Origin of the sequence: Actinoplanes sp. CA-131856, from assembly GCF_050956135.1 — a bacterium.
Lineage (GTDB): Bacteria > Actinomycetota > Actinomycetes > Mycobacteriales > Micromonosporaceae > Actinoplanes.
On sequence record NZ_CP191849.1, the window covers coordinates 5,074,715 to 5,097,372 of the forward strand.

Below are 22,658 nucleotides of genomic sequence, written 5' to 3' on the forward strand. Positions count from 1 at the left end.
TCGGGAAGAGCCGTACGCGCGGTTGATCAACCCTGCCCGATCGGCCGGGTCAATACTCACCGTAGTGTTGCCTAGGCTGCGTTGGTGCATGTAACTCACGTCGCAGTGGCCGCAGCAGTTACTCTGAGTATTGCTGGTGTTTCTTACTCAGCGTTGAACCCGGAAGCTCTGAAGCAGAAGGCCCAGTCCGTGGCCGACCGGGCCACGTGCCGAACCGTGGACGCCGCGATCGTCGCCTACGTGGGTGTCAACGGCACCGCCCCGACCTCGATCACCGAGGTGGCCGACTACGTGAAGGGCGACATCTCCGCCTACCGCATCGTGAAGGGCCAGGCCGCCGGCCCCGGGTGCTGACTGTCGGCCCTCCTGCATGCCTTGACGGTTATATAACCGTAGTGGCATGGTGGGGGGCATGGATGCCTTTGCGGCCATCGCGGAGCCGACCCGGCGAAGGATCGTGGACGCTCTCCGGCTTCGTGAGTGCACGGTCTCCGACCTCGTGGAGCTGCTGGCGATGAGTCAGCCGGCCGTGTCCAAGCACCTCCGGGTCCTGCGGGAGGCCGGTGTGGTCGCCGTGCGTACCCGGGCTCAGCAGCGCATTTATCGCCTCGACCCGGAGCCCTTCCGGGAGCTGGACGCCTGGCTGGCGCCGTACCGCAGTCTCTGGACCCATCACCTGGCGGCGCTGGAGCGGCATCTCGGCGCGGCGGATCCCGACATCGAGGAGGAGCAATGACCGAGGAGACAGCCGGCGGCGCCGAGCTCGTCGCGGACGGCGGCGGGCAGTGGACGCTGGTGTTCGTGCGGGAGTTCCAGCACTCGCCGATGGTCGTGTGGGGTGCCCTCACCGAGCCCGAGCAACTCGATCGATGGGCGCCCTTCATCCCCGTACGCAATCTCGGGTCCTTGGGTGAGACGACCTTGACCATGGTGGACGGTGCGGCGCGGGAGGACACGCCGGCCGTGGTGACGCGGGCCGAGGCTCCGTCGATTCTCGAGTACTCGTGGGGCGGCGATCTGCTGCGGTGGGAGCTCGAGGAGATCCCGGGCGGGACCCGGCTGATCTTGCGGCATACTCTCTCGCACCCCGGCATGGAGGCCATGGTCGCGGCCGGGTGGCATCTGTGCGCCGCAGTGCTGCGGCGGCTGCTGGACGGGCGGCCGGTCGGGGTGATCCGCGGGTCCGACGCGAAGGACCACGGCTTCGAGGAGCTGCGCGAGGCGTACGCCAAACTATTCGCGATCTAGGTGCAACGTCCGGACGTCCCCGGTTGTCGTGAATGGTGACAACGGCGGAAGGACGGCGATGGCATCAAGCCCACGAGCGGGCTTCGACGATTTCGTGCGCACCCGGTCCACGGGCTTGCTGCGGATCGCCTACCTGCTGACCGGTGACCGGCACGCGGCCGAGGACCTTCTGCAAGAGGTTCTCGAGCAGATGTACGTCCGGTGGCGGCGCATCGAGGGCATGCCCGAGGCCTATGCGCGCCGTGCGCTGGTCAACCGGTCGACCAACCGCTGGCGCCGCCGCGCGCTGCGGGAGGAGATCTCGATCGAGGGGCACCTGGAGAGCCGCGTCGAGCCCGACCACGGCGACGACGTGGCGATCCGCGAGGCCGTGCTGGTCGCGCTCCGCGATCTGCCGCCCCGCCAGCGGGCCGCCGTCGTCCTGCGTTATCTCGCCGACCTGCCCGTCCACGAGGTCTCCGCGGCGCTCGGCTGCACGGAGGGCACGGTCCGGAGCAACGCCGCCCGCGGTCTGGACCGGCTCCGCGAGGTGCTCGGCCCGGCCGTCGTCCCGGACGGAGGAGAACGATGAGCGACACCGACATCCGACAGGCCCTGGCCCGCGCCACCGACCATCTCGAGGCACCGCCCGACCTCCTCGACCGGGTGCGCGCGGGCGGGAAGCGGCGCGTCGTGCGGCGCCGCACCGTCCTGGCCGGGGGCCTGGCCGCCGGCGTCGCCGGTCTGGCCTTCGCCACCCGCGTCCACCGGGCCCCCGACGTGCCCACCGCCACCCGGGGCGACCTCGCCGGCGATGCCGAGCTGCTCGAACGCGTGCGGGAGACCTGGCAGGAGATGGTCGGGCCGGGCGTCACCCGGATCCACTGGGCCGGGTCCACCCCGGCCGGCCCCGTCGCGCTCGTGGCCCAGCAGATCCAGGCCGCCTTCGACGCGCTCGGCTTCGTCGACTCCGACGGCGATCGGCTCCGTACCACGGGGAGCACCTTCCACGTCCCGCACGGCACCGTGCCGCCGGGCGCCGTGCTCGCCGGGCCGGACCGCGACGTGCTCGTCGTCGCGACCGCCGGGCGGGCGATCGAGTTCTCGCACGACTATCGTTTCGACGGCGACGGGCAGGTCCGGCGCACCTTCACCCCACTGCCCGCCGACGCCGACGGCATGGCGGTCCGGCGGTTCCCGGCGGCCGACGGGGTCGTGCGGATCGCGCTGCGCCAGGACGGCCAGGATCCGGCGGTGCCGCTGGCCAACCTGCACGACGTCGTCGACACCGGGGTGGCCGACAACCAGATCCCCGAGCGGATCGAGCGGGACATGCCCGGGTGGGAGCGGGCCGGCCGGGCCACGGTCGACGGGTGGGACATCGTCACCCTGCCCCGATACTCCGATCCGTACGGCTACCACGCCTGGACGGGACCCACCGAGTGGTACCTGCGTGCCGCCACCCCGGACGGGCGCCGCCTGGTCGTGCAGACCGTGGCCCTCGACGGCACCGCGCGCGTCTTCTGGATGCACGGCCGGGCCGCCGAGACGCCCACGCCGCACTATCTGGGCCTGCTGGAGGACGGCCTGGCGACCGAGGGGCCCGGCGGTCTGAGCATTTTCCACGCCCGGCTGCCGCAGCGCCTGGGCGTGGCGGTGGCCGCGCTCAACTGTGTCCTGCGCTACCGCGCGGCCGGCGGCTCCTGGCTGCCGGCGACCGGCCCGGCCGCGTTGCTCCCCGACGCCGCCACCGAGCTCGAGGTCACTCCGTCGCGGGGGCAGCCGGTCCTGGTCCCTCTGCCGTGAGAGACCGACGGCGGGGCACTAGGTTGGAACTCAGGGCGCTCGGAACTGGAGGCTGCGCATGGACGTCGTGATCGGGATCGACACCGGAACCACCGCGACGAAAGGGGTGGCGGCCGGGCCCGACGGGCAGTTGCGCGCGCTGGTCAGCGTTCACTATCCGCTCTCCGTGCCGGGGCCGGGCCGGGCCGAGCTCGACCCGGCCCACCTGCGCGACGCCGCGGTGAAGGCGCTGGTCGACGTGGCCGCCGCCTGCCACGAGCAGGGTGACCGGGTCATCGCGGTCAGCCTCAGCGCCTTCCTGCACGCGCTGGTGCCCATGGACGGCGACGGCGCGCCGCTCGGCCCGCTGGTCACCTGGGCCGACGGGCGGGCCGGCAAGCAGTGCGACGAGCTCATCGAGGCCGGGCTCGGCAAGAAGCTCCAGGGGCGAACGGGCACGCCCGTGCACCCGATGTCGCCGCTGACCAAGCTGGCCTGGTGGCGCGAGAACGACCCCGAGACCCTGCGCGCGACGCCGCGCTGGGGCGGGGTCAAGGAGCTCGTGCTGGCGGCCGTGGCCGACGAGCCGTTCCTGCTCGACCTGTCGGTCGCCTCGGGCACGGGGCTGTACGACATCCACGAGCGCCGGTGGGATCCCGAGGCGCTGGAGATCGGCGGGGTGCGGCCCGAGCAGCTGGCCGAGGTGGTGAGCACCACGCAGCGGCTGCGCCTGAGCGCCGAGGTGGCCCGCGCGGCCGGGCTCGACCCGGCCACCCCGCTCATCATCGGCGCCGCCGACGGGCCGCTGGCCAACCTGGGCGTGGGCGCCACGCCGGCCGGGGTGGCGGCCATCTCGCTCGGCACCAGCGGCGCGCTGCGCACGGTGGTCGACCGGCCCACGGCCGACAAGGCGGGGCGGCTGTTCTGCTACGCGCTCACCGACGACCGGTGGGTGATCGGCGGGGCCGTCAACAACGCCGGATCCGTCGTGCGCTGGGCCGGTGAGAGCTTCGCGGGCGGCTTCGAGCGCCCCGGGGCCGAGGGTGAGGACGCCGACGAGCGCGACGCCGCCCTGCTCATCGAGGCCCAGGGGGTCGCGCCGGGCAGCGACGGGCTGCTCTGCCTGCCGTACCTGCTGGGGGAGCGGGCGCCGTGGTGGCGTTCCGGCCTGCGCGGGGCCTATCTGGGGCTGCGGCGCGAGCACGGGCGGGCCCATCTGGTGCGCTCGGCCGTCGAGGGGGTCTGCCAGCAGCTCGCGCTGGTGCGCGACTCGTTCACGGCCGAGGGCATCCCGGTCACCGAGGTGCGGGCCACCGGTGGCGCGGTCGCCTCCGAGCTGTGGGTGGGGGTGCTCGCGGCCGCGCTCGACCTGCCCGTCTCGGTGGCCGACACCCCGGAGGGCACGGCGCTCGGCGCCTGCCTGCTCGCGCGGCACGCGCTGGGTGAGCTGCCCGATCTCGACCACGCGGCCGCGCTCGTCCCGATCGGTGAGCCGACCGTTCCGGACCCGGAGAACGCGGAGCTCTACGCCCGGCTGCGGCCGCTCATCGAGACGTCGGCGCTGGCCGTGCTCGACGTGGTGAAGGAACTCGACCGGCTCGCGCCGCAGCCGATCCCGGACACCGAAAAAGCGGTGAGCGACACCCCGCGTTGACGGCGCGGTGAGCCGTAGGAAAGCATGGCCCACGAGCGGTAGCGGAGGAACCCGGTGGAAATCCGGGACGGTCCCGCCACTGTGACCGGGGAGCGATCCGCCGAGAAGCCACGGCCGGCCAGGCCGGAAGGCGTGCGGGGAGCGCTGATCCGGGAGTCAGGAGACTCCGGCCGCTCGTGTCACTCATCGTGCGGGCGTGGACACCCGCACAGAAGGGATCCGCGTGACGCCGTACCCGTTCTCGGCCGTTGTCGGCCTGGCCGACCTGCGACTTGCGCTGCTGCTCACGGCCGTTTCCCCAGCCGTCGGCGGGGTGCTGGTCCGAGGGGAGAAGGGCACCGCCAAGAGCACGATCGTGCGGGCCCTGGCCGCCCTGCTGCCCGAGGTGGCGGTCGTGCGCGGCTGCCGGTTCGCCTGCGACCCGGCGGCGCCCGACCCCTCGTGTCCCGACGGGCCGCACGCGCCGGACAGCCCGCGTTACCGCCGGCCGGCCACACTGGTCGAGCTGCCGGTCGGCGCCACTGAGGACCGTGTCGTGGGCACGCTGGACATTCAGCGGGCGCTGGCCGACGGGGTCAAGGCGTACGAGCCGGGACTGCTCGCCGGGGCGCACCGGGGTGTGCTCTACGTCGACGAGGTCAACCTGCTCCCCGACCACCTGGTCGACCTGCTGCTCGACGCGGCCGCGATGGGCCGGGCCCACGTCGAGCGCGACGGGGTGTCGGTCAAGCACGCGGCCCGGTTCCTGCTGGTCGGCACCATGAACCCCGAGGAGGGCGAGCCGCGCCCGCAGCTCGTCGACCGGTTCGGCCTGGTGGTGACGGTGACGGCGCCCCGCGACGCGGCCGACCGGGCCGAGGTGGTGCGGCGGCGCCTGGCCTACGAGGCCGGCCCGGACGGGTTCGCGGCCCGCTTCGCCGGCGACGAGCGCGAGCTGGCGGCCCGGATCGCGGCCGCCCGCGAACGCCTGCCCCAGGTGGCGCTGCCCGACCACGAGCTCGACCGGATCGCCCGGGTCTGCCTGGCCTACGGTGTGGACGGCATGCGCGCCGACATCGTGGTCGCCCGGTGCGCGGTCGTCCTGGCCGCCTGGCACGGCCGCGACGTGGTGACCGCCGACGACGTCCGGGACGCGGCCCGCCTCGCCCTGCCGCACCGGCGCCGCCGCGACCCGCTCGACCCGCCCGGCACCGACGAGGAGAAGCTCGACGAGGCCCTGGCCGAGGCCGAGGCCCAACAGCAGGAGGCCGACCGCCAGGCGCAACAGCAGCCCGGCGACGACACCGACCCCGACGACGACCCGCCGCCTCCGGGCGGTGGCCCTGGCGACGGCGGCCCCGGCCCTGACGACCGTGGCCCGGCGCCGCAGCAGAAAGACGGCCCGCCGCCCCAGCAGACAGACGGCCCGGCGCCGCAGCAGAAAGACGGCCCGGCGCCGCAGCAGGACCAGGGCCAGCCACCCGCCGGCGGGCAGGAGCTGGGGGAACCGCAGCCGTCGCCGGCGGCGGCCGCGCCCTATCGCACCCGGAACCTGAGCATCGCCCGCCGCGGCACCGGTGGGCACGCCGGGAAGCGGTCACCGGCCTACGCGCGGCGGGGCCGGGTCGTCGGCTCGCGGGTGCCTCAGGGCAAGCTCGCGGGGGCTCCCCACCTGCCGGCGACCCTGCGCGCGGCCCTGCACCGGCGGGCCGGCGACGCGGCGGCCGGTGAGGTCGTGCACCCGCGTGACCTGCGCGAGGCGGTGCACGTCGGGCGCGAGGCGAACCTCGTGCTCTTCGTGGTGGACGCCTCGGGGTCGATGGCCGCGCGCAAGCGCATGACCATCGTCAAGACGGCGGTGCTGTCGTTGTTGCGGGACGCCTATCAGCGGCGGGACCGGATCGGGATGATCACGTTCCGGGGGCACGAGGCCGAGCAGGTGCTGCCGCCCACGTCCAGCCACGAGGTCGGCGTGATGCGGCTGGCGAGCTTGCGGACCGGAGGGCGTACGCCGCTGGCCGCCGGACTGCGCACAGCCGCGGCGACCATCGCCACCGAGCGCCGCCGCGACCCGCGCCGCCGGCCGTTGCTGATCGTGGTCACCGATGGCCGGGCGACCAGCGGGCCGGACCCGGTGACGATGGCGCCCGCGCTGGCCGGGGTGTCCACTGTGGTCGTCGACTGCGAGAGCGGGCCCATCCGGCTCAACCTCGCGGGCCGGCTCGCGACCGCCCTGGAGGCCGACCTCATGCCGCTGGACGCCCTGGAGATGAGAAGCGCCGCGGCGAGGAGAGCGGCGTGACAACGCCGGCATTCGACGCAATGGCCGGCATCGGGCGGTGGAGTGCCGCCGGGCCATCGGATCGGCCCGCGTCGGGGCGTCGGCATGGTGCGGGGTCGGCGTCGTCATCGGCACCGGGCCGGCGTGGCGGCGCTGGGGCGTCGGGCGCGTTGGGGCGGCGTGGTGGTGCTGGGCCGTCGGACACGTTGGGGCGGCGTGGTGGTGCTGGGCCGTCGGACACGTTGGGGCAGCGCGGTGGCGCTCGGACGTCGGGCACGTTGAGGCAGCGCGGTGGCGCTCGGGCGTCGGGCGCGGTGAGGCTGTGCGGTGGCGCTGGGCCGTCGGGCACGTTGAGGCAGCGCGGTGGCGCTGGGGAGTTGGGGCGTGGGAGCTGCCGTTCGGTTGTGGCGCTGAGGCCGGGCGTTGCGCATTCGGGGCGGGAAGGTGGCGCGCGAGGCCGGGTCGGTGGGCTGGACGCGTACGGAAGGAAGAGGTCTGTCTGATGCCGCAAGGGAAAGTGGCCAGCGTGCCCGATGACGGGCTGACGACGCGGCAGCGGCGGCGGCAAGCTGTGCTCGCTGTGCACACGGGGCACGGCAAAGGGAAGTCCACGGCGGCGTTCGGGATGGCGCTTCGGGCGTGGAGCGCGGGCTGGCCCGTCGGGGTGTTCCAGTTCGTCAAGTCGGAGAAGTGGCGCGTCGGTGAGGAGGCCGCGCTCAAGGCGCTCGGCGCCACCGGTGGGGCGCCCGTCACCTGGCACAAGATGGGCGAGGGCTGGTCGTGGATTCAGCGGGCCGGCACCGAGCGCGACCACGCGGCCGAGGCGGCCGAGGGCTGGGCCCAGATCAAGCGTGATCTCGCGGCCGAGACGCACAAGTTCTATGTGCTGGACGAGTTCACCTACCCGCTCAAGTGGGGTTGGGTCGATGTCGACGACGTCGTGGCCACGCTGAACGAGCGGCCGGGCACCCAGCATGTGGTGATCACCGGGCGGGACGCGCCGGCGGCGCTGCTCGACGCGGCCGATCTGGTCACCGAGATGACGAAGGTCAAGCATCCGATGGACGCGGGGCGCAAGGGACAGCAGGGCATCGAATGGTGAGCATTCCCCGCGTCGTCATCGGCGCGCCGGCCTCGGGGCACGGCAAGACGACGGTGGCGACCGGGCTGCTGGCGGCCTTCGCGCGGCGCGGCGTGCCGGTGGCGCCGTTCAAGGTCGGGCCCGACTACATCGATCCGGGCTACCACGCTCTGGCCGCGGGCCGTCCGGGACGCAACCTCGATCCGGTGCTGGTGGGCGAGGAACGGATCGGGCCGCTGTTCGCCCACGGCAGCCACGGGGCCGAACTGGCCGTCGTCGAAGGCGTGATGGGGCTCTACGACGGGCGGACCGGCGCGGGCGAGACCGGGTCGACGGCACAGGTCGCCGGTCTGCTCGAAGCCCCGGTGATCCTCGTGGTCGACGCGGCCGCCCAGGGGCGCTCGATCGCCGCGCTCGTGCACGGTTTCCGCAGCTTCGGCACGGTGCGGCTGGCCGGGGTGATCCTCAACCGGGTCGGCTCCGACCGGCACGAGTCGATCCTGCGTGAGGCCTGCGAAGAGGTCGGCACGCCGGTTCTCGGTGCGCTGCGCCGGGCCGACGCGGTCGCCGCGCCGTCACGCCATCTGGGCCTGGTGCCGGCGGCCGAGCGGCGGGCCGAGGCGCGGGCCTCGGTCGACGCGCTCGCCTCGCTGGTCGCCGCGTCGGTCGACCTCGACGAGGTGGCCGCGATCGCCGCCTCGGCGCCGCCGCTCTCCGCGCGGGCGTGGGATCCGGCGTCGGCTTCGCCTTCCGCCGGCCGTCCGGTGGTCGCGCTCGCGGGTGGTCCGGCTTTCTCCTTCGCGTACGCCGAGACGGCCGAACTCCTGGCCGGAGCCGGCGCCGAGGTCGTGACGGTGGACCCCCTGCGGGACGAGACGCTGCCCGCGGGCACGCGGGCGCTGGTGGTCGGCGGCGGCTTCCCCGAGGTGTACGCGGCCGAGCTGTCGGCGAACGAACCCTTGCGGGCGTCGGTGCGGGCCCTGGCCGCGAGCGGAGGCCCGATCGTGGCCGAGTGCGCGGGCCTGCTCTGGCTGTGCCGCAGCCTCGACGGCGCCGAGATGTGCGGCGTGATCGACGCCGAGGCGGCCATGACCCCGTCGCTGACCCTGGGCTACCGCGACGCCGTGGCGCTGGCCGACAGCCCGCTGGCCCCGGCCGGCACCAGGGTGACCGGCCACGAGTTCCACCGGACGACGGTGCACCCCCGCTCGGGCCTGCTCCTGTCCCCGGCCGCGGGCGCGGCCTGGCAGTGGCGGGGAGCCGACCCCGAGGGCTTCGCCACCCCCACGGTCCACGCGTCCTACCTGCACCTGCACTGGGCCGGCAACCCCGGAATCGCCGACCGCCTCGTCAGCTCGCTCACCTGACATGCCCGCCCACCTGGTGGTGGGGCTCGGGGCCCGCCGCGACACGGACGTGGCCGTTCTCCGGGCCGCGGTCGACGAGGTGCTGGCCGCGGCCGGGATCGCGGCGGGGGCGGTCGGGGTTCTGGCCACTGTCGAGCGGCGGGCCGGTGAATCCTCCGTACGGCGGCTGGCCCTTGACCTGGGGTGGCGCCTGGTCGGGCTGTCGCCGGAGGAACTGGCGGGGCAGGACGTGCCGCATCCGAGCGCGGTGGTGGCGGCGGCCGCCGGGACGCCCAGTGTGGCTGAGGCGGCGGCTCTCTGTGCGGCCGGGCCCGGGGCGGCTCTGGTCGTACCCAAGACGGTCTTCTCGTCCGTGACCGTCGCCGTCGCCCGTGGGTGAGGTCAGTGCAGCCGCAGCTCGCCCTCGGCCACGATCAGGCCCGAACCCGACAGCCGCACCCGGTCGCCGGTCACGTCGACCCGGAGACGGCTCGGGCGTCCCAGATGGTGGCCCTGCTCGATGAACACGGGCTCGCCGGCCGGCACGCGTCCCGAGCGCACGAGGGCCACCGCCAGCGGGCCCGCCGCCGTGCCCGTCGCCGGGTCCTCGGCTATGCCCACCGTCGGGTTGAAGAAGCGGGTGTACGCGGCGGCGTCGTCGCCCTCGGTCGTGTAGAGGTAGCAGCCCTCGCCGCCGGCCTCGGCCAGCAACGCGGCCAGGTCTTTGTCACGGGCCACGGCCGCGTCCACCGCGGCGCGGGAGACGATCGGGACCAGCAGATGGCCGACGCCCGTGGACACCACCTGGGCCGTGGCCACCTGTTCCGGGGCGAGGGTCAATGCGTCGGCCAGCCTCGCGGTGTCGGTGAATTCCTTGCCGTACGACGGCGCGCCCTGGTCCATGACGACCCGGACCCGGGTGTCGCGCAGGATCTCGACGTCGAGGATCTCGGCGCCGATCCGCTGGCGCATCGTCACGGCCGGCTGGTCGCCGGTCAGGCCCTGGTCGGCGAGCCACAGCCACGCGCCGAGCGCGTTGTGCCCGGCCCCGTCGACCTCGGCGCAGGCCGGGGTGAACGAGCGCAGCCGCCAGTCGGCGCCGTCCTCGTCCGGCTTCAGCAGGAACGTCGTCTCGGACTGGTTGAACTCGCGGGCGATGGCCCGCATCTGTGGCACGGTCAGGCCGTCGGCGCCGGGGACGAGCGCAAGCGGGTTGCCGGTCAAGGGCCGGTCGGCGAAGACATCGACGAAGAAGAATCGGGTCATGGCCGCCATTATCGACGGATGCCGTTGCCCGGAGCACGGTCGAGGACGATGCCGAAGTGGTCACGGTAGGCGGCCAGGAGCGCCTCGTCGCTCTCCAGCGGTGTCTCCGAACGGGTCTCGCCGTTCGTACGGATGAGGGTGCGCCCGCTGATCGAGACGCGGCCGTCACCGTCGAGCCGGGAGCAGACCGGGCCGTGGGTGAAGTGCGACCCGGGTGAGGTGCTGTGGCGTCCGAACCCGACGTCGGCCAGCCACGGCCCGTCCCCGTCGGCCGTGTGCACCAGCAGCGCCAGATGGTCGAAGGGCGGGCCGAGCAGCTCGGGTGTCCGGTACACCCGGGCGGCGGCCCGCACCACCGAGTAGCCGAGCGCCTCGAGCACTATCGCGAAGGCGCCGTTGAGCTCGTAGCAGAAGCCGCCCCGCCGCCGCCGGACGATCTTGTCGAAAAGGTCGTCCGGCGCCAGCGAGATCGGCTCGTCCAGGTGGATGCCGAGGTTCTCGAACGGCACGGTCTCCTGATGGGCCCGGTGCATCTCGCGAAGGGTGGCCGATCGCCGCACACCGATCCGGTCCAGGTAGGCGTCCACATCCATCCGGACAGTCAACCCTCAGGTGATCCTCGACGTCCACAGCATCTTCCACGTGACCGGCCCGACCACGCCGTCGACGGAGATCCGGGCCGACCGCTGGAACGCCTTCACCCGGGCCTCGGTGGCCGGGCCGAAGTCACCGTCGACGCCCAGGCGGGGTGTTCCGCGCTCGTTCAGGCGTGTCTGCAAGGTCTTCACCGCCGGGCCCCGGGATCCGCGCTTCAGCGTGCCGGGGAACGCGGGGAAGGAAGCCGGCGCCGTGGACCTGTCCGTGGCGATCCCCCAGGGCCGCGCCGAGTCCTCGGCCGCCGCGCTCTGCAGGATGGACACGTGGATGTGGTGGGTGTGCGGGTTCGCGCCCTTGTACCGGTGGGGCCGGAATCCGCGGCTGCGGCTGTAGATCAGGCGGTTCCAGATGACGTAGTTGCAGGCCGGGTGCCTCTTGACCGCGTTCACCAGCGTCATCGGGCTGATGCCGTCCTTGTCCGTGTCGATGGCGTTCACGGAGCGGCGGCCGTTGGGGTTGTGGTCCGATCCGCGCTCCAGGTGATCCTGGTCCCCGATGGACCCGTCGGAGGTCCGGTCGCGGTTCGGCCACTTCTGGTCGATCTCGGCGCGGAGGCGGGCCAGCGACCGGGCGAGATGCCAGGACGCGGTGCGCAGGGCCGGACCGGCCGCGGCGCCGGGGCCGTCGTCCGGGATCAGCGTCATCCGGGCCTCGTCGGCCGTCGACTCGTCGGCGTCGTCCGGGTCGAAGGCGGCGCGGAGTTCCGCCTCGGTGAGCTCGTCGCCGATCAGCGACTCGGTGTCGCCGTCCTCGGCCCAGGGTGTGACATCCAGTTCCAGTTCGGTATCCATGGAACGCAGATTCGTGCGCCCGTCCCATGGTCACGCCGAATTCGGACGACATCGGCCGCGACCGGTCGGGTCTGCGACATGACCGGCGCGGTTGTCGTCCGGCGGACATCGCCCGTGGAGGCCGTGGCTAGCCTGAGACCGGGCGATGCCGGAACGGAGTGAGCGGATGTCGGACCCGTACGCCGAACTGCCCGACCCGGCCCGGGCGAGTGGCCTCGACGGCCTGGCCGAACAGCTGCGCTCGCTCAAGGTGTGGGCCGGCGACCCCTCGTACGCGACGATCATGGAACGGGTGAACGCGGGCTGGGCCGCCACCGGCCGGCCGGCGAGCGAGCTGGCGATCCGGTCCACCGTCGCCCACTGCTTCCGGCCCGGCCGCCGGCGCCTCAACACCAGCCTGGTCATCGCGATCGTCGAGGCGTTGCACCCGGACACCGGATATGTGGCGCAGTGGCGTCAGGCCCTGCGGGTGATCGGCGGCGAGACCCGGGCCGCATCGCAGGTCCGCGTCCAGGACAGCCTGCCGCGCGGCCGGGCGGCGTTCACCGGCCGGACCGCCGAGCTGGACCACCTCGGCGCCGTTCTGACCGGCGGGGTGATCGCGACGATCGAGGGCATGGCCGGGGTGGGCAAGACCGAGCTGGCCCTGCACGCCGCCCACCGGGCCGACCGGCGGGCGCCGTTCGACCAGGTGCTCTTCGTCGACCTGCGGGGCTTCCACCACGACCCGGCCCAGCCACCGGCCGATCCGGCCGCCGTCCTCGACGGCTTCCTGCGCCTGCTCGGCGTGCCCGGCCACCGGATGCCGCACGGCCTCGCGGCCCGGGTGGCCCTCTACCGCCGGCGTCTGCACGGCTCCCGGGTCCTGGTCGTCCTGGACAACGCGGCCGGCGCCGACCAGGTCCGCCCGCTGGTGCCGGGCACCCCGGGCAGCCGCACCCTGGTCACCAGCCGGCGGCACCTGGGCCTGAGCCCGGCGGCCGGCCTGACCGTCGGCGTGTTCACGCCGGAGGAGGCGGTCGCCCACCTGACCGCGGCCCTGCCCGGCGCCGATCCGCACGTCGCGCGCCGGATCGCCCGTGGCTGCGGCTACCTCCCCCTGGCCCTCGACCTGATCGCCGGGCACATTCGCGGTACGCCGGGCTGGACCCTGGCCGAGCACGCCGACCGGCTCGACGAACGCCGGCACGACCATCGGCTCGACTCCGGCGTCGAACTCGCCCTGTCCCTGTCCTACCGCGACCTGCCCGAGGACCGGCAACGGCTGATGCGCCTGCTCGCGCTGCACCCGGGCCACGACTTCGACGCCTACGCGGCGGCCGCGCTGACCGGCACCGACCCGCGGGCCGCCGAGGCCGGGCTGGCTCAGCTCCACGGCGACCACCTGCTCCAGCCCACCGGCCCGAGCCGCTACACGTTCCACGATCTCGTACGGGCGTACGCCGTCGCCCAGGCCCGCGACCACGATCCGCCGGGAGAACGCCGGACCGCGCTGGCCAGGATGTTCGGCCACTACCTGGCCACCACCGCGGCCGCCATGAACACCCTGGAGCCGGCCCGGGCCCGGCCGCGCCCGCTCCCACCCGGCGTCCCGGTCCCCGACCTGACCAGTCCCGGCGACGCCATCGCCTGGCTGGAACACACGACCCGTTTCGCCCGCACGCTGTTCGCCGCCTGAGGAACCGATTCCTTCCGGCCCGCTCGCGGGTCGATATCGGCATGGACGTGATGAGAGAGATGTACACCCGCTGGGCGGCCGGCGACATGGGCCGGGACAAGGCCGCGGGCGTGCCGGTGCTGCTGGCGACGTACCGGCTGGCCCCGGCGTTCCGGTTCCCGGCGCAGATCGAGGACGCGGTCACCGCGTACCGGTGGGTGGCGGACCGGACGGGCGCGGTGGCGCTGGCCGGCGACTCCAGCGGCGGTGGACTGGCCGTGCGGGCCCTCATCGAGCAGTACCTGCCGCCGGCCTCCATCCAGTGCGGCGGCGACGAGACCGGCCGCGGCGACAGCGAGCGCCTCGCGGAGCTGACCGGCGCCCGGCTGGACGTCGTCGAGGGGCAACTGCACACCTTTCAGATGGCGGCCGGTGCTGCTGCGGGAGGTGCTGACCTTCTCCGCGGCCGAGACGGGCGAGGCGCTGGGCATGACGGTGCCGGCGGTGAAGAGCGCCCTGCAACGGGCCCGGGCCCGGCTGGCCGAGGTGGCGCCGGACCGTGACGACGTGCTGGACGCGTCCTCGCCGCGCGCCCGGGAACGGCGACCGAGGCGAACGGCCAGCCGGCCGCGATGGCGTGGTTGCGCGGGGAGCCGTACGGCGTGGCGGTCCTGACTGTCACCGGGGAGGGAATCCTGGTCGTCACGCTGTTCGGGGTAGGTTTCTGCGGTGGATGGGAAGCAAGGTTCGCGGCTGCACGTGGGTTGCGCGATGTGGACGCACAAGGCGTGGGAGTTCTCGGCGGTTCCGGACAGGCTGAAGGCGTACGCCGAATGGTGTGACGCGGTGGAGGGGAACACGACCTTCTACGCCACGCCGAGCCGCGAGACCGTGACCGGATGGGCCGCGCAGACGCCGGAGGACTTCCGGTTCGTCCTCAAACTGCCGAAGCCGGTCACCCACGACCATCGGCTCGGGCGAGGTGGCGACGAGGATCTGGCCCGCTTCCTGCACGCGATCGAGCCGCTGGGGAAGCGGGTCCACGCGCTGTGGGTGCAGCTGCCGGGATCGTTCGGGCCGGGCGACCTGGACGTGCTGGCCGCCTTCCTGGGGCGGCTGCCGGCGGCGTACGACTACGCGGTCGAGGTCCGGCATCCGGGCTTCTTCGAGGACCCGGGGGCGCTGGAGGACGTGCTGGGACGGGCGGGCGCCGAGTGGGTGCCGTTCGACACGACGGTGATGTTCGCGAGCCCGCCCACCAGCGACATGGAGCGCGACGCCTGGATGAAGAAGCCACGAATGCCACGCCGGACGAGGGCGCTGACCGCGCGGCCGATCGTGCGCTATCTGGGCCGCGACGACATGGCCCGCACGGTCGAGGGCTGGCAGCCGTGGGTGGAGGTGGTCTCGGGGTGGTTGAAGGAGGGCCGCTCACCGACCGTCTTCATCCACACCCCGGACAACGTCGAGGCTCCGGCCTTGGCCCGCCGCTTCCACGAGGAGGTGCGGCGGCGCACGCCGGGTCTGGCTCCGCTGCCCGAGCCGGTGCCGACCACCCTTTTCTGAGCTCACACTCTAAGCGTCCGGGTCCTCCTGGTAGCGGGCTCCGCCCGAGGATTCCTCGGTCAAGGGGCGGGCGCCGCCCTCGGGTGGGCCGGCGACCGACTGGGTGCCCGCCGCCAGTTCGGGGAACTTGGCGTCGAAGGCGGGGCGCTCCGAGCGGATCCGGGGCATGCGGTCGAAGTTGCGCAGCGGGGGCGGGGACGATGTGGCCCACTCCAGGCTGTTGCCGTGGCCCCAGGGGTCGTCCACCGTGACCAGCTGGCCGACCTTGTAGGACTTCCAGCAGTTGTAGATGAACGGCAGCGTGGCCAGGCCGAGCACGAACGAGCCGACAGTGGAGAACGTGTTCAGGAACGTGAAGCCGTCCGACGGCAGGTAGTCGGCGTAGCGCCGCGGCATGCCCTCGGTGCCGACCCAGTGCTGCACCAGGAACGTGCTGTGGAAGCCGATGAAGGTCAGCCAGAAGTGGACCTTGCCGAGGCGGTCGTCGAGCATGCGGCCGAACATCTTCGGGAACCAGAAGTAGATGCCGGCGAAGACGGCGAACACGATCGTTCCGAACAGCACGTAGTGGAAGTGGGCCACCACGAAGTACGAGTCGGAGACGTGGAAGTCGATCGGCGGTGAGGCCAGCAGCACGCCGGACAGGCCGCCGAACAGGAACGTCACCAGGAAGCCGATCGCGAACATCATCGGCGTCTCGAAGCTGATCTGGCCGCGCCACATCGTGCCGATCCACACGAAGAACTTCATGCCCGTGGGCACGGCGATCAGGAAGCTGAGCAGGCTGAAGAACGGCAGCAGGACCTGGCCGGTGGCGAACATGTGGTGGGCCCACACCGACATCGACAGGGCCGCGATCAGCAGGGTGGCCGAGACCAGGCCCTTATATCCGAAGACCGGCTTGCGGCTGAATACCGGGATGACCTCGGTGATGATGCCGAAGAACGGCAGCGCCACGATGTACACCTCGGGGTGGCCGAAGAACCAGAACAGGTGCTGCCAGAGCATCGGCCCGCCGGTCTGCACGTCGAAGACGTGCGCGTCGAGCACCCGGTCGGCCATGAGCGCGAACAGCGCGGCGGCCAGGAACGGGAAGACCATGATGACCAGCAGGCTCGTCACCAGGATGTTCCACGTCATGATGGGCATGCGGAACATGGTCATGCCGGGGGCGCGCAGCGTCAGGATCGTGGTGATCATATTGACGCCGCCCAGGATGGTGCCGAGACCGGAGAGGGCCAGGCCGACCGCCCACATGTTGCCGCCGATGCCGGGGGAGTGCAGCGAGTCGCTCAGCGGCGTGTAGGCGAACCAGCCGAAGTCGGCCGCGCCGCCGGGCAGGACGAAGCCCGAGATGGTCAGCGTGCCGCCGAACAGGAACAGCCAGTACGCGAACGCGTTGAGGCGTGGGAACGCGACGTCGGGGGCGCCGATCTGGATCGGCACCACGAAGTTGGCGAAGGCGAAGACGATCGGCGTCGCGAAGAACAGCAGCATGACCGTGCCGTGCATGGTGAACAGCTGGTTGTACTGCTCCGGGGAGAGGATCTGCATGCCCGGGCGGGCCAGCTCGGCCCGCATGATCAGCGCCATCAGTCCCCCCACCAGGAAGAAGCCGAAGGCGGTGACCAGGTACATGATCCCGATCTGTTTGGCGTCGGTCGTGCGCAGCGTGCGGGCGAAGGCCGAGCCGCGGAACGTGCGCCGCACCGGGTAGGGCCGGGTGACGATCGGCTTGGGCGCGACGGACGTCATGGGGAGTTCCCCCCTCGTGGGATCGATGCTTTGCTCAGAGTAGGACCGCCCACCCCCAGTGGTCCATCAGGATGGTGCATCGATGCTTGACGATCATGACCGTCGTGCCCTGGATGACATCGAACGGCATCTGGCGAGCGAGGACCCCGCCCTGAGTGCCCACTTGACCCCGCCGCAAACGCGGCGATTCCCCGCCGTCTTCTTCCTCTGCGCGTGCCTCTACATCTGCGCGCCGCTGGCCAAGCTCCTGTTCGGCTGGACCGGTCTCGAGATCGTCGCCGCGGCCTTCGTGGTCGCGGTGGTGGCGGTGACCGTCCACCGCCGTCGCCGCTAGCGGGCCTTCTCCAGCGAGTCGCGCAGGTTCGTCGCGCGCAGGGCCGCGTTGATGCCGAGCCAGCGCAGCGGCTCGGGCTCCCACCGGCGGGAGCGGTGGCCGACCCACGGCAGCGACGTCAGCTCGGTGCCGGCGCCGCGGATCAGGTCGGCCAGCGTGCGGCCGGCCAGGTTGGCCGCGGCCACGCCGTCGCCCACGTAGCCGCCGGCCCAGGCGATGCCGTCGTGCAGGCCGACCGAGGGCATCCAGTCGCGGGGAATGCCGAGCGGTCCACCCCAGCGGGCGGCGATCTCGGGGCGGACGCCGAACATCTGCTCCAGGGTGTCGCGCAGCGAGTCGAACACGGCCGGCACCTGGTCGTAGCCGGGCTCGATGCGCGATCCGAAGTGGTACGGCGCGCCGCGCCCGCCGAAGGCGAGCCGGTCGTCGGCCGTCCGCTGACCGTAGATGATCATGTGGCGCTCGTCGGTGAAGGTCTCCCGGCGCGCGAGGCCGACGCGGTCCCAGAACGACGAAGGAAGCGGCTCGGTGGCGATCATCAGGCTGTAGACCGGCGCCAGCGCGCGCCGGTAGCCGTCGAGCTGGGCCGTGTAGCCCTCCAGGGCCCGCACGACCGTCCCGGCGGTGACGACGCCGTGGTCCGTGACGACGCGGCCGCGGGCTATCCGCCGTACCCTCGTGCCTTCGAAGATCTTGACCCCGCGCCGCTCGACCGCCTCGGCCAGACCGCGCACCAGCCGGGCCGGATGGAGGGCGGCGCAGTCGGGGCTGTAGACGCCGCCGAGCACGCCGGTGGCGTCGCAGATGGCGCGGGCCTCGGCGGCCTCGATGAAACCCGGGCTGTTGCGGGCCCGGCGGAGCTGCGCGGCAGATCGTACGAGGGAAATGGTCCCGCCCTTGGCGTAGTGGCAGTCGATGCCCTCGGCCGCCGCGGCCCGGCCCACCTCATCCACCGCACCGGCCAATGCAGAATGCATCGCCGCCGCCCGAGCCGCGCCGTAGCGGCGGGCCAGCTTCGCCTCCGGCACCGGGAACAGCCCCGAGGCCCAGCCGCCGTTGCGCCCGGAGGCGCCGAAGCCGCAGTAGCGCGACTCCAGCACCACGATGGACAGCGACGGCGCGGCCTGGGAGAGGTAATAAGCCGTCCACAGGCCGGTGTAGCCCCCGCCCACGATCGCCACGTCGGCCGCGAGGTCGCCCGGCAACGCGGGGCGCTCCGCCAGAGGGCCGAGAGTGGACAACCAGAAGGACGGCGTCATCGAGTTCCCCAGGCGTAGGTCTGTTTGGCCAGTTTCAGGTACATGAACGTCTCGCACACGGCGACGCCCTTGATCGTGCGGACCTTCTCGTTGAGCAGGTCGAGCAGGTGCTCGTCGTCGGTGCAGACCAGCTCGACCAGCAGGTCGAAGCCGCCCGCGCAGATCACCACGTAGTCGACCTCGGGGATGGCGGCGATCTCGTCGGCGATCGCGCGCAGATCGCCGTTGACCTTCAGCCCGACCATGGCCTGCCGGGCGAAGCCGAGCGTCAGCGGATCGGTCACCGCCACGATCTGCATGAGGCCACCGTCGAGCAGGCGCTGGACCCGCTGGCGTACCGCCGCCTCGGACAATCCGATCGTCTTGGCCAGCGTCGCGTACGACATCCGCCCGTCACGCTGAAGGTGCTCGATGATCTGCTTGTTGATCTCGTCAAGTGCCACGTCCGCCGTCACGCCGCGATTCTTCCCGCCGGCGGCGGCCGGGGCAATCGCCCGGATGGGCTCGGCGTTCGGCATACCTGCGTTTATCGCAGAGTTGATCGCTCTTGACAAGCTTTTCCCGCGCGAAGAGGCTCTGACGACACGGTTTCAGTGATCGGGAGGGTTCTTCATGCGCATCCTGACCGTCGGCGCCGGGGGTGTCGGCTCCGCCGCCGCCGGCATCGCCGCCCGCCGCGACTTCTTCGACCTGTTCGTCATCGCCGACTACTCCCTGGAGCGGGCCGCCGCCTGCGTGTCCGACGATCGTTTCGTGGCGGCCCAGGTCGACGCCTCGTCCTCGGAGGCGGTGGCCGCGCTGTGCCGCGAGCACGGCATCACGCACGTGCTCAACGCCGTGGATCCCCGCTTCGTCATGCCCGTTTTCCGCGGCGCCCTGGACGCCGGCGCCGACTATCTCGACATGGCGATGTCGCTGAGCACGCGCGACGGCGTCAAGCTGGGCGACGAGCAGTTCGCCGGCGCCCCGCAGTGGGAGGAGGCGGGCCGGCTCGCCCTGGTCGGCATCGGCGTCGAGCCCGGCCTGTCCGACATCTTCGCCCGGTACGCGGCCGACCACCTGTTCTCGCACATCGACGAGATCGGCGTCCGCGACGGCTCCAACCTCGTCGTCGACGGCTACGACTTCGCCCCGTCGTTCTCCATCTGGACGACCATCGAGGAGTGCCTCAACCCGCCCGTCGTCTACGAGCGCGACCGCGGCTGGTACACCCTCGAACCGTTCAGCGAACCCGAGATCTTCGACTTCCCGGGCGGCATCGGCCCGGTCGAGTGCGTCCACGTCGAGCACGAGGAGGTGCTGCTCATCCCGCGCTGGGTCGACGCCGGAAAGGTCACCTTCAAGTACGGTCTGGGCCGCGAGTTCATCGACGTCCTCAAGACCCTCCACAAGCTCGGCCTCGACCGCACCACCCCGGTCCCGGTCGGCGGCGTGTCCGTCTCACCGCGCGACGTGGTGGCGGCCGTCCTCCCCGATCCGGCCACGCTCGGCGACCGGATGACCGGCGTCACCTGCGCCGGCACGTGGGTCAAGGGGCTGGACAAGGCCGGAAAGCCGCACGAGGTCTACCTCTATCACCTCGTCGACAACGAGTGGTCGATGCGCGAGTACGGCTCCCAGGCCGTCGTTTGGCAGACCGCCGTCAACCCGGTCATCGCCCTCGAGCTCCTGGCCGCCGGCACCTGGGCCGGCAAGGGCGTCCTCGGCCCGGAAGCCTTCGACCCGCAACCCTTCCTCGGCAAGCTCGCCGAGTACGGAAGTCCTTGGGGTCAAAGGCCTTAGAAGTACGAGTCCACGAAGGAGCACCGGGCACCCATAGGCGAGCTCACCGTCTGGTCACGGCCGTTGCGCCACTTTCGCGCGGGGCGCGGGGTTGCGCAACGGCCGAACCGTCAGGGGGTCAGCCCAGGCTGTGCATGACGTGCTTGAGGCGGGTGTAGTCCTCCAGGCCGTACACCGAGAGGTCCTTGCCGTGGCCGCTGTGCTTGAACCCGCCGTGCGGCATCTCGGCCACCAGCGGGATGTGGCAGTTGACCCACACGCAGCCGAAGTCGAGGCGCTGGGTCATGCGCATGGCGCGGCCGTGGTCCCTGGTCCAGACGGAGGAGGCCAGGCCGTACTCGACGCCGTTGGCCCAGCGGACCGCCTCGTCCTCGTCGGTGAACCGCTGGACCGTGATGACCGGGCCGAACACCTCGTCCTGAATGATCTCGTCGGTCTGGCGCAGGCCGGAGACGACCGTGGGGGAGTAGAAGTAGCCCCGGTCGCCCACGCGGGCGCCACCGGCGCTCAGGACCGCGTGGTCGGGCAGGCGGTCGACGAAGCCGGAGACCCGGTCGAACTGGCGGGCGTTGTTCAGCGGGCCGTAGAGCACGTCCTCGTCGTCGGCGGCGCCGGTCTTGGTGCCCTTGGCCGCCTCGGCCAGGGCCGCGACGAAGTCTTCGTGGATCCGCGGCCCGGCCAGCACCCGGGTCGCCGCCGTGCAGTCCTGGCCGGCGTTGAAATATCCGGCCTCGGCGATCGCGGCCGCGGCCGCCTCCACGTCGGCGTCGTCGAAGACCACGACCGGCGCCTTGCCGCCCAGCTCGAGGTGGGTGCGCTTGAGGTCGGCCGACGCGGCGCTCGCCACCTCCATGCCGGCCCGGACCGAGCCGGTGATCGACACCATCTGCGGGGTCTTGTGGGTGACCAGCGCCCGGCCCGTGTCGCGGTCGCCGACGACCACGTTGAACGCGCCCGCGGGCAGGAACTCGGCCGCGATCTCGGCCAGCATCACCGTGGTGAGCGGGGTCGTGTCCGACGGCTTGAGGACGACCGTGTTGCCGGCCGCGAGCGCCGGGGCGATCTTCCAGACGGCCATCATGAGCGGGTAGTTCCACGGGGTGACCTGGGCGACCACGCCGATCGGCTCGCGGCGCACGTAGCTCTCGTAGCCGTTCAGGTATTGCCCGGCCGAGCGGCCCTCGAGCAGCCGCGCGGCACCCGCGAAGAAGCGCAGCTGGTCGACCGCCGGCGGCAGCTCCTCGCTGGCGGTCAGGCCGAGCGGCTTGCCCGTGTTCTGCGACTCGGCCTTGACCAGGTCGTCCGCGCGCTTCTCGACGGCGTCGGCGAACTTGAGCAGGGCCTGCTGGCGCTCGCTGGGCGTGGTGTCACGCCAGGTCTCGAAGGCCTTGGCGGCGGCCTCCATGGCCCGGTCGACGTCGGGCTGGCCGGAGACGGGAGCGGACGCGAACACCTCGCCGGTCGCGGGATCGATGAGGTCTTCGTATCGGCCCTCGGCCGGCGCGGCCGACTCGCCGCCGATGAAGTTGTGCAGCACGGTCTTGGCGGTCACACGGTCTCCAGACGCAGGATCTCCACTGTTTGGGTGCCATCTTCCCACTGATTCCGTAGCTGACAAGAGGGTCAGGCGACTCGTTCCGTGCGGGTTAGGGTGGGCGGTGGTCAAGATCAGGGTGCTCGCGGCGGCGTTGGTGTTCGGGATGGTCGCGGCGCTCGTCAAGGGCGACGACGGCGGTGTGCGGGACACGATCGGGAACCTCAGCACGCCGTGGCTGCTGGTGGCGTTCGTCCCCGGGATGTTCGCGCGCTCGGTGCCGCGCGGCGCGGTCGTGGGGCTGGTGTCGACGCTGGTGGCGCTGCTCGGGTTCTACGTGGTGGTCACGCTGACGCTGGACGATCAGATGCCGGACATGCGGGAGCACTTGCTGCACGTGCTGCGGCTGAACCGGCGCTGGATCTGGTCGGGCCTGCTCAGCGGCCCGGTGATGGGCGCGGCCGGCGCCTGGCTCGGCCGGCGGGCCCTGCTGCCGGTCACGGCGGTGCTGCTGATCCTGGAGCCCATCGTGATCGTCGCGGCCCGGGTCGTGCCGGGGTGGCGCTCGGTAATCCACTGGACGCTGGACCCCCGGCCGTACGTCATCGAGCTCGTCCTCGGCGTGGCCCTGCTGCTCAGCAGCATCCGCCGGCGTCGCCCCGCCACACCACGCGACCTTCCTCGACCGCCGCGACCGCGATGAC

24 protein-coding genes and 1 riboswitch are annotated in these 22,658 nt (G+C 72.5%); of the genes, 17 read left to right on the top strand and 7 right to left on the bottom strand.

Annotated features, from left to right (window positions below; translation table 11 throughout):
* Nucleotides 1–153 precede the first annotated feature (153 nt).
* The 10 genes from ACQP2X_RS23470 to ACQP2X_RS23515 all read left to right on the top strand — a co-directional run bounded on the left by ACQP2X_RS23470 (nucleotide 154) and on the right by ACQP2X_RS23515 (nucleotide 9,753).
* Nucleotides 154–354 (top strand): hypothetical protein, encoded by a 201-nt coding sequence (locus tag ACQP2X_RS23470; protein WP_498700262.1) that lies wholly within the window; start codon nucleotides 154–156, stop codon nucleotides 352–354.
* 58 nt (nucleotides 355–412) lie between these two features.
* Nucleotides 413–736, top strand: coding sequence for an ArsR/SmtB family transcription factor (locus ACQP2X_RS23475; RefSeq protein WP_498700264.1), 324 nt, complete (start codon nucleotides 413–415; stop codon nucleotides 734–736).
* Nucleotides 733–1,248, top strand: a complete 516-nt coding sequence (locus ACQP2X_RS23480) for an SRPBCC domain-containing protein (RefSeq protein WP_498700265.1) — start codon at nucleotides 733–735, stop codon at nucleotides 1,246–1,248. The genes ACQP2X_RS23475 and ACQP2X_RS23480 overlap by 4 nt, the downstream gene beginning before the upstream one ends.
* 58 nt (nucleotides 1,249–1,306) lie before the next feature.
* The gene (locus ACQP2X_RS23485) at nucleotides 1,307–1,819 is read left to right on the top strand and encodes a SigE family RNA polymerase sigma factor (RefSeq protein WP_498700267.1); all 513 of its coding nucleotides are present in this window, start codon (nucleotides 1,307–1,309) and stop codon (nucleotides 1,817–1,819) included.
* Entirely contained in the window at nucleotides 1,816–3,033 is a 1,218-nt protein-coding gene (locus ACQP2X_RS23490; RefSeq protein WP_498700268.1) for a hypothetical protein, read from the top strand. The genes ACQP2X_RS23485 and ACQP2X_RS23490 overlap by 4 nt, the downstream gene beginning before the upstream one ends.
* 58 nt (nucleotides 3,034–3,091) lie before the next feature.
* Nucleotides 3,092–4,666 carry a gluconokinase gene (locus tag ACQP2X_RS23495; protein ID WP_498700269.1) on the top strand — a complete coding sequence of 525 codons (1,575 nt, stop codon included), beginning with the start codon at nucleotides 3,092–3,094 and terminating at the stop codon, nucleotides 4,664–4,666.
* 19 nt (nucleotides 4,667–4,685) lie between these two features.
* Nucleotides 4,686–4,855: riboswitch (cobalamin riboswitch) on the top strand.
* A 7-nt stretch (nucleotides 4,856–4,862) separates the two neighbouring features.
* Nucleotides 4,863–6,947: a VWA domain-containing protein gene (locus tag ACQP2X_RS23500; protein WP_498700270.1), complete on the top strand. Its 2,085-nt coding sequence runs from the start codon at nucleotides 4,863–4,865 to the stop codon at nucleotides 6,945–6,947.
* Between the two features lie 481 nt (nucleotides 6,948–7,428).
* A complete protein-coding gene (gene cobO / locus ACQP2X_RS23505) occupies nucleotides 7,429–8,028 on the top strand; it encodes a cob(I)yrinic acid a,c-diamide adenosyltransferase (protein WP_498700271.1) in 600 nt (199 codons plus the stop codon).
* Nucleotides 8,022–9,374: a cobyrinic acid a,c-diamide synthase CobB gene (locus tag ACQP2X_RS23510; RefSeq protein WP_498700272.1), complete on the top strand. Its 1,353-nt coding sequence runs from the start codon at nucleotides 8,022–8,024 to the stop codon at nucleotides 9,372–9,374. Before cobO ends, ACQP2X_RS23510 begins: the two co-directional genes overlap by 7 nt.
* A gap of 1 nt (nucleotide 9,375) precedes the next feature.
* On the top strand, nucleotides 9,376–9,753 hold the full coding sequence (locus ACQP2X_RS23515) for a cobalamin biosynthesis protein (RefSeq protein ID WP_498700274.1): 378 nt from the start codon (nucleotides 9,376–9,378) through the stop codon (nucleotides 9,751–9,753).
* A 2-nt stretch (nucleotides 9,754–9,755) separates the two neighbouring features.
* On the opposite strand, the gene ACQP2X_RS23520 is transcribed toward ACQP2X_RS23515, so the two are convergent.
* From ACQP2X_RS23520 to ACQP2X_RS23530, 3 genes are read right to left on the bottom strand one after another with little or no spacing between them, the layout of a single operon-like run.
* A complete protein-coding gene (locus ACQP2X_RS23520) occupies nucleotides 9,756–10,619 on the bottom strand; it encodes a PhzF family phenazine biosynthesis protein (RefSeq protein ID WP_498700276.1) in 864 nt (287 codons plus the stop codon).
* 8 nt (nucleotides 10,620–10,627) lie between these two features.
* Nucleotides 10,628–11,212: an arylamine N-acetyltransferase family protein gene (locus ACQP2X_RS23525; RefSeq protein WP_498700277.1), complete on the bottom strand. Its 585-nt coding sequence runs from the start codon at nucleotides 11,210–11,212 to the stop codon at nucleotides 10,628–10,630.
* A 15-nt stretch (nucleotides 11,213–11,227) separates the two neighbouring features.
* Nucleotides 11,228–12,067, bottom strand: coding sequence for a peptidoglycan-binding domain-containing protein (locus ACQP2X_RS23530; RefSeq protein WP_498700278.1), 840 nt, complete (start codon nucleotides 12,065–12,067; stop codon nucleotides 11,228–11,230).
* 166 nt (nucleotides 12,068–12,233) lie between these two features.
* On the opposite strand from ACQP2X_RS23530, the gene ACQP2X_RS23535 reads away from it, so the two are divergent.
* The 4 genes from ACQP2X_RS23535 (at nucleotide 12,234) to ACQP2X_RS23550 (ending at nucleotide 15,290) form a co-directional block, all read left to right on the top strand.
* Complete coding sequence (locus ACQP2X_RS23535; protein ID WP_498700280.1) at nucleotides 12,234–13,745, top strand: hypothetical protein; 1,512 nt, start codon at nucleotides 12,234–12,236, stop codon at nucleotides 13,743–13,745.
* A 41-nt stretch (nucleotides 13,746–13,786) separates the two neighbouring features.
* Nucleotides 13,787–14,287: an alpha/beta hydrolase gene (locus ACQP2X_RS23540; RefSeq protein WP_498700282.1), complete on the top strand. Its 501-nt coding sequence runs from the start codon at nucleotides 13,787–13,789 to the stop codon at nucleotides 14,285–14,287.
* Nucleotides 14,208–14,399, top strand: a complete 192-nt coding sequence (locus ACQP2X_RS23545; RefSeq protein ID WP_498701014.1) for a hypothetical protein — start codon at nucleotides 14,208–14,210, stop codon at nucleotides 14,397–14,399. Before ACQP2X_RS23540 ends, ACQP2X_RS23545 begins: the two co-directional genes overlap by 80 nt.
* A 96-nt stretch (nucleotides 14,400–14,495) precedes the next feature.
* Nucleotides 14,496–15,290, top strand: a complete 795-nt coding sequence (locus ACQP2X_RS23550) for a DUF72 domain-containing protein (RefSeq protein ID WP_498701016.1) — start codon at nucleotides 14,496–14,498, stop codon at nucleotides 15,288–15,290.
* 9 nt (nucleotides 15,291–15,299) lie between these two features.
* Here ACQP2X_RS23550 and ctaD read toward each other — a convergent pair whose 3' ends face one another.
* Nucleotides 15,300–17,045 (bottom strand): aa3-type cytochrome oxidase subunit I, encoded by a 1,746-nt coding sequence (ctaD, locus tag ACQP2X_RS23555; RefSeq protein ID WP_498700283.1) that lies wholly within the window; start codon nucleotides 17,043–17,045, stop codon nucleotides 15,300–15,302.
* 82 nt (nucleotides 17,046–17,127) lie between these two features.
* Here ctaD and ACQP2X_RS23560 point away from each other — a divergent pair, with 82 nt between their 5' ends.
* A complete protein-coding gene (locus ACQP2X_RS23560; RefSeq protein ID WP_498700285.1) occupies nucleotides 17,128–17,379 on the top strand; it encodes a DUF3040 domain-containing protein in 252 nt (83 codons plus the stop codon).
* Here the strand turns inward: ACQP2X_RS23560 and ACQP2X_RS23565 are convergent.
* Nucleotides 17,376–18,638, bottom strand: coding sequence for an NAD(P)/FAD-dependent oxidoreductase (locus ACQP2X_RS23565; RefSeq protein ID WP_498700288.1), 1,263 nt, complete (start codon nucleotides 18,636–18,638; stop codon nucleotides 17,376–17,378). The two genes, ACQP2X_RS23560 and ACQP2X_RS23565, sit on opposite strands and share 4 nt — an antisense overlap.
* On the bottom strand, nucleotides 18,635–19,156 hold the full coding sequence (locus ACQP2X_RS23570) for an Lrp/AsnC family transcriptional regulator (protein ID WP_498700289.1): 522 nt from the start codon (nucleotides 19,154–19,156) through the stop codon (nucleotides 18,635–18,637). The genes ACQP2X_RS23565 and ACQP2X_RS23570 overlap by 4 nt, the downstream gene beginning before the upstream one ends.
* Nucleotides 19,157–19,250: 94 nt before the next feature.
* Here ACQP2X_RS23570 and ACQP2X_RS23575 point away from each other — a divergent pair, with 94 nt between their 5' ends.
* Nucleotides 19,251–20,420, top strand: coding sequence for a saccharopine dehydrogenase family protein (locus ACQP2X_RS23575; protein ID WP_498700290.1), 1,170 nt, complete (start codon nucleotides 19,251–19,253; stop codon nucleotides 20,418–20,420).
* Nucleotides 20,421–20,538: 118 nt separating this feature from the next.
* Here ACQP2X_RS23575 and ACQP2X_RS23580 read toward each other — a convergent pair whose 3' ends face one another.
* On the bottom strand, nucleotides 20,539–21,972 hold the full coding sequence (locus ACQP2X_RS23580; protein ID WP_498700291.1) for a gamma-aminobutyraldehyde dehydrogenase: 1,434 nt from the start codon (nucleotides 21,970–21,972) through the stop codon (nucleotides 20,539–20,541).
* A gap of 106 nt (nucleotides 21,973–22,078) precedes the next feature.
* Here ACQP2X_RS23580 and ACQP2X_RS23585 point away from each other — a divergent pair, with 106 nt between their 5' ends.
* Entirely contained in the window at nucleotides 22,079–22,657 is a 579-nt protein-coding gene (locus ACQP2X_RS23585) for a DUF6518 family protein (protein WP_498700292.1), read from the top strand.
* The last annotated feature ends 1 nt before the right edge of the window (nucleotide 22,658 follow it).

What these genes read in the sequence shown, in the direction of transcription:
- ACQP2X_RS23475 (WP_498700264.1), top strand. Translation starts at nt 413, where the DNA reads ATGGATGCCTTTGCGGCCATCGCGGAGCCGACCCGGCGAAGGATCGTG.
- ACQP2X_RS23480 (WP_498700265.1), top strand. Translation starts at nt 733, where the DNA reads ATGACCGAGGAGACAGCCGGCGGCGCCGAGCTCGTCGCGGACGGCGGC.
- ACQP2X_RS23485 (WP_498700267.1), top strand. Translation starts at nt 1,307, where the DNA reads ATGGCATCAAGCCCACGAGCGGGCTTCGACGATTTCGTGCGCACCCGG.
- ACQP2X_RS23490 (WP_498700268.1), top strand. Translation starts at nt 1,816, where the DNA reads ATGAGCGACACCGACATCCGACAGGCCCTGGCCCGCGCCACCGACCAT.
- ACQP2X_RS23495 (WP_498700269.1), top strand. Translation starts at nt 3,092, where the DNA reads ATGGACGTCGTGATCGGGATCGACACCGGAACCACCGCGACGAAAGGG.
- cobO (WP_498700271.1), top strand. Translation starts at nt 7,429, where the DNA reads ATGCCGCAAGGGAAAGTGGCCAGCGTGCCCGATGACGGGCTGACGACG.
- ACQP2X_RS23510 (WP_498700272.1), top strand. Translation starts at nt 8,022, where the DNA reads ATGGTGAGCATTCCCCGCGTCGTCATCGGCGCGCCGGCCTCGGGGCAC.
- ACQP2X_RS23515 (WP_498700274.1), top strand. Translation starts at nt 9,376, where the DNA reads ATGCCCGCCCACCTGGTGGTGGGGCTCGGGGCCCGCCGCGACACGGAC.
- ACQP2X_RS23520 (WP_498700276.1), bottom strand. Translation starts at nt 10,619, where the DNA reads ATGACCCGATTCTTCTTCGTCGATGTCTTCGCCGACCGGCCCTTGACC.
- ACQP2X_RS23525 (WP_498700277.1), bottom strand. Translation starts at nt 11,212, where the DNA reads ATGGATGTGGACGCCTACCTGGACCGGATCGGTGTGCGGCGATCGGCC.
- ACQP2X_RS23530 (WP_498700278.1), bottom strand. Translation starts at nt 12,067, where the DNA reads ATGGATACCGAACTGGAACTGGATGTCACACCCTGGGCCGAGGACGGC.
- ACQP2X_RS23535 (WP_498700280.1), top strand. Translation starts at nt 12,234, where the DNA reads ATGTCGGACCCGTACGCCGAACTGCCCGACCCGGCCCGGGCGAGTGGC.
- ACQP2X_RS23540 (WP_498700282.1), top strand. Translation starts at nt 13,787, where the DNA reads ATGGACGTGATGAGAGAGATGTACACCCGCTGGGCGGCCGGCGACATG.
- ACQP2X_RS23550 (WP_498701016.1), top strand. Translation starts at nt 14,496, where the DNA reads ATGTGGACGCACAAGGCGTGGGAGTTCTCGGCGGTTCCGGACAGGCTG.
- ctaD (WP_498700283.1), bottom strand. Translation starts at nt 17,045, where the DNA reads ATGACGTCCGTCGCGCCCAAGCCGATCGTCACCCGGCCCTACCCGGTG.
- ACQP2X_RS23560 (WP_498700285.1), top strand. Translation starts at nt 17,128, where the DNA reads ATGCTTGACGATCATGACCGTCGTGCCCTGGATGACATCGAACGGCAT.
- ACQP2X_RS23565 (WP_498700288.1), bottom strand. Translation starts at nt 18,638, where the DNA reads ATGACGCCGTCCTTCTGGTTGTCCACTCTCGGCCCTCTGGCGGAGCGC.
- ACQP2X_RS23570 (WP_498700289.1), bottom strand. Translation starts at nt 19,156, where the DNA reads ATGCCGAACGCCGAGCCCATCCGGGCGATTGCCCCGGCCGCCGCCGGC.
- ACQP2X_RS23575 (WP_498700290.1), top strand. Translation starts at nt 19,251, where the DNA reads ATGCGCATCCTGACCGTCGGCGCCGGGGGTGTCGGCTCCGCCGCCGCC.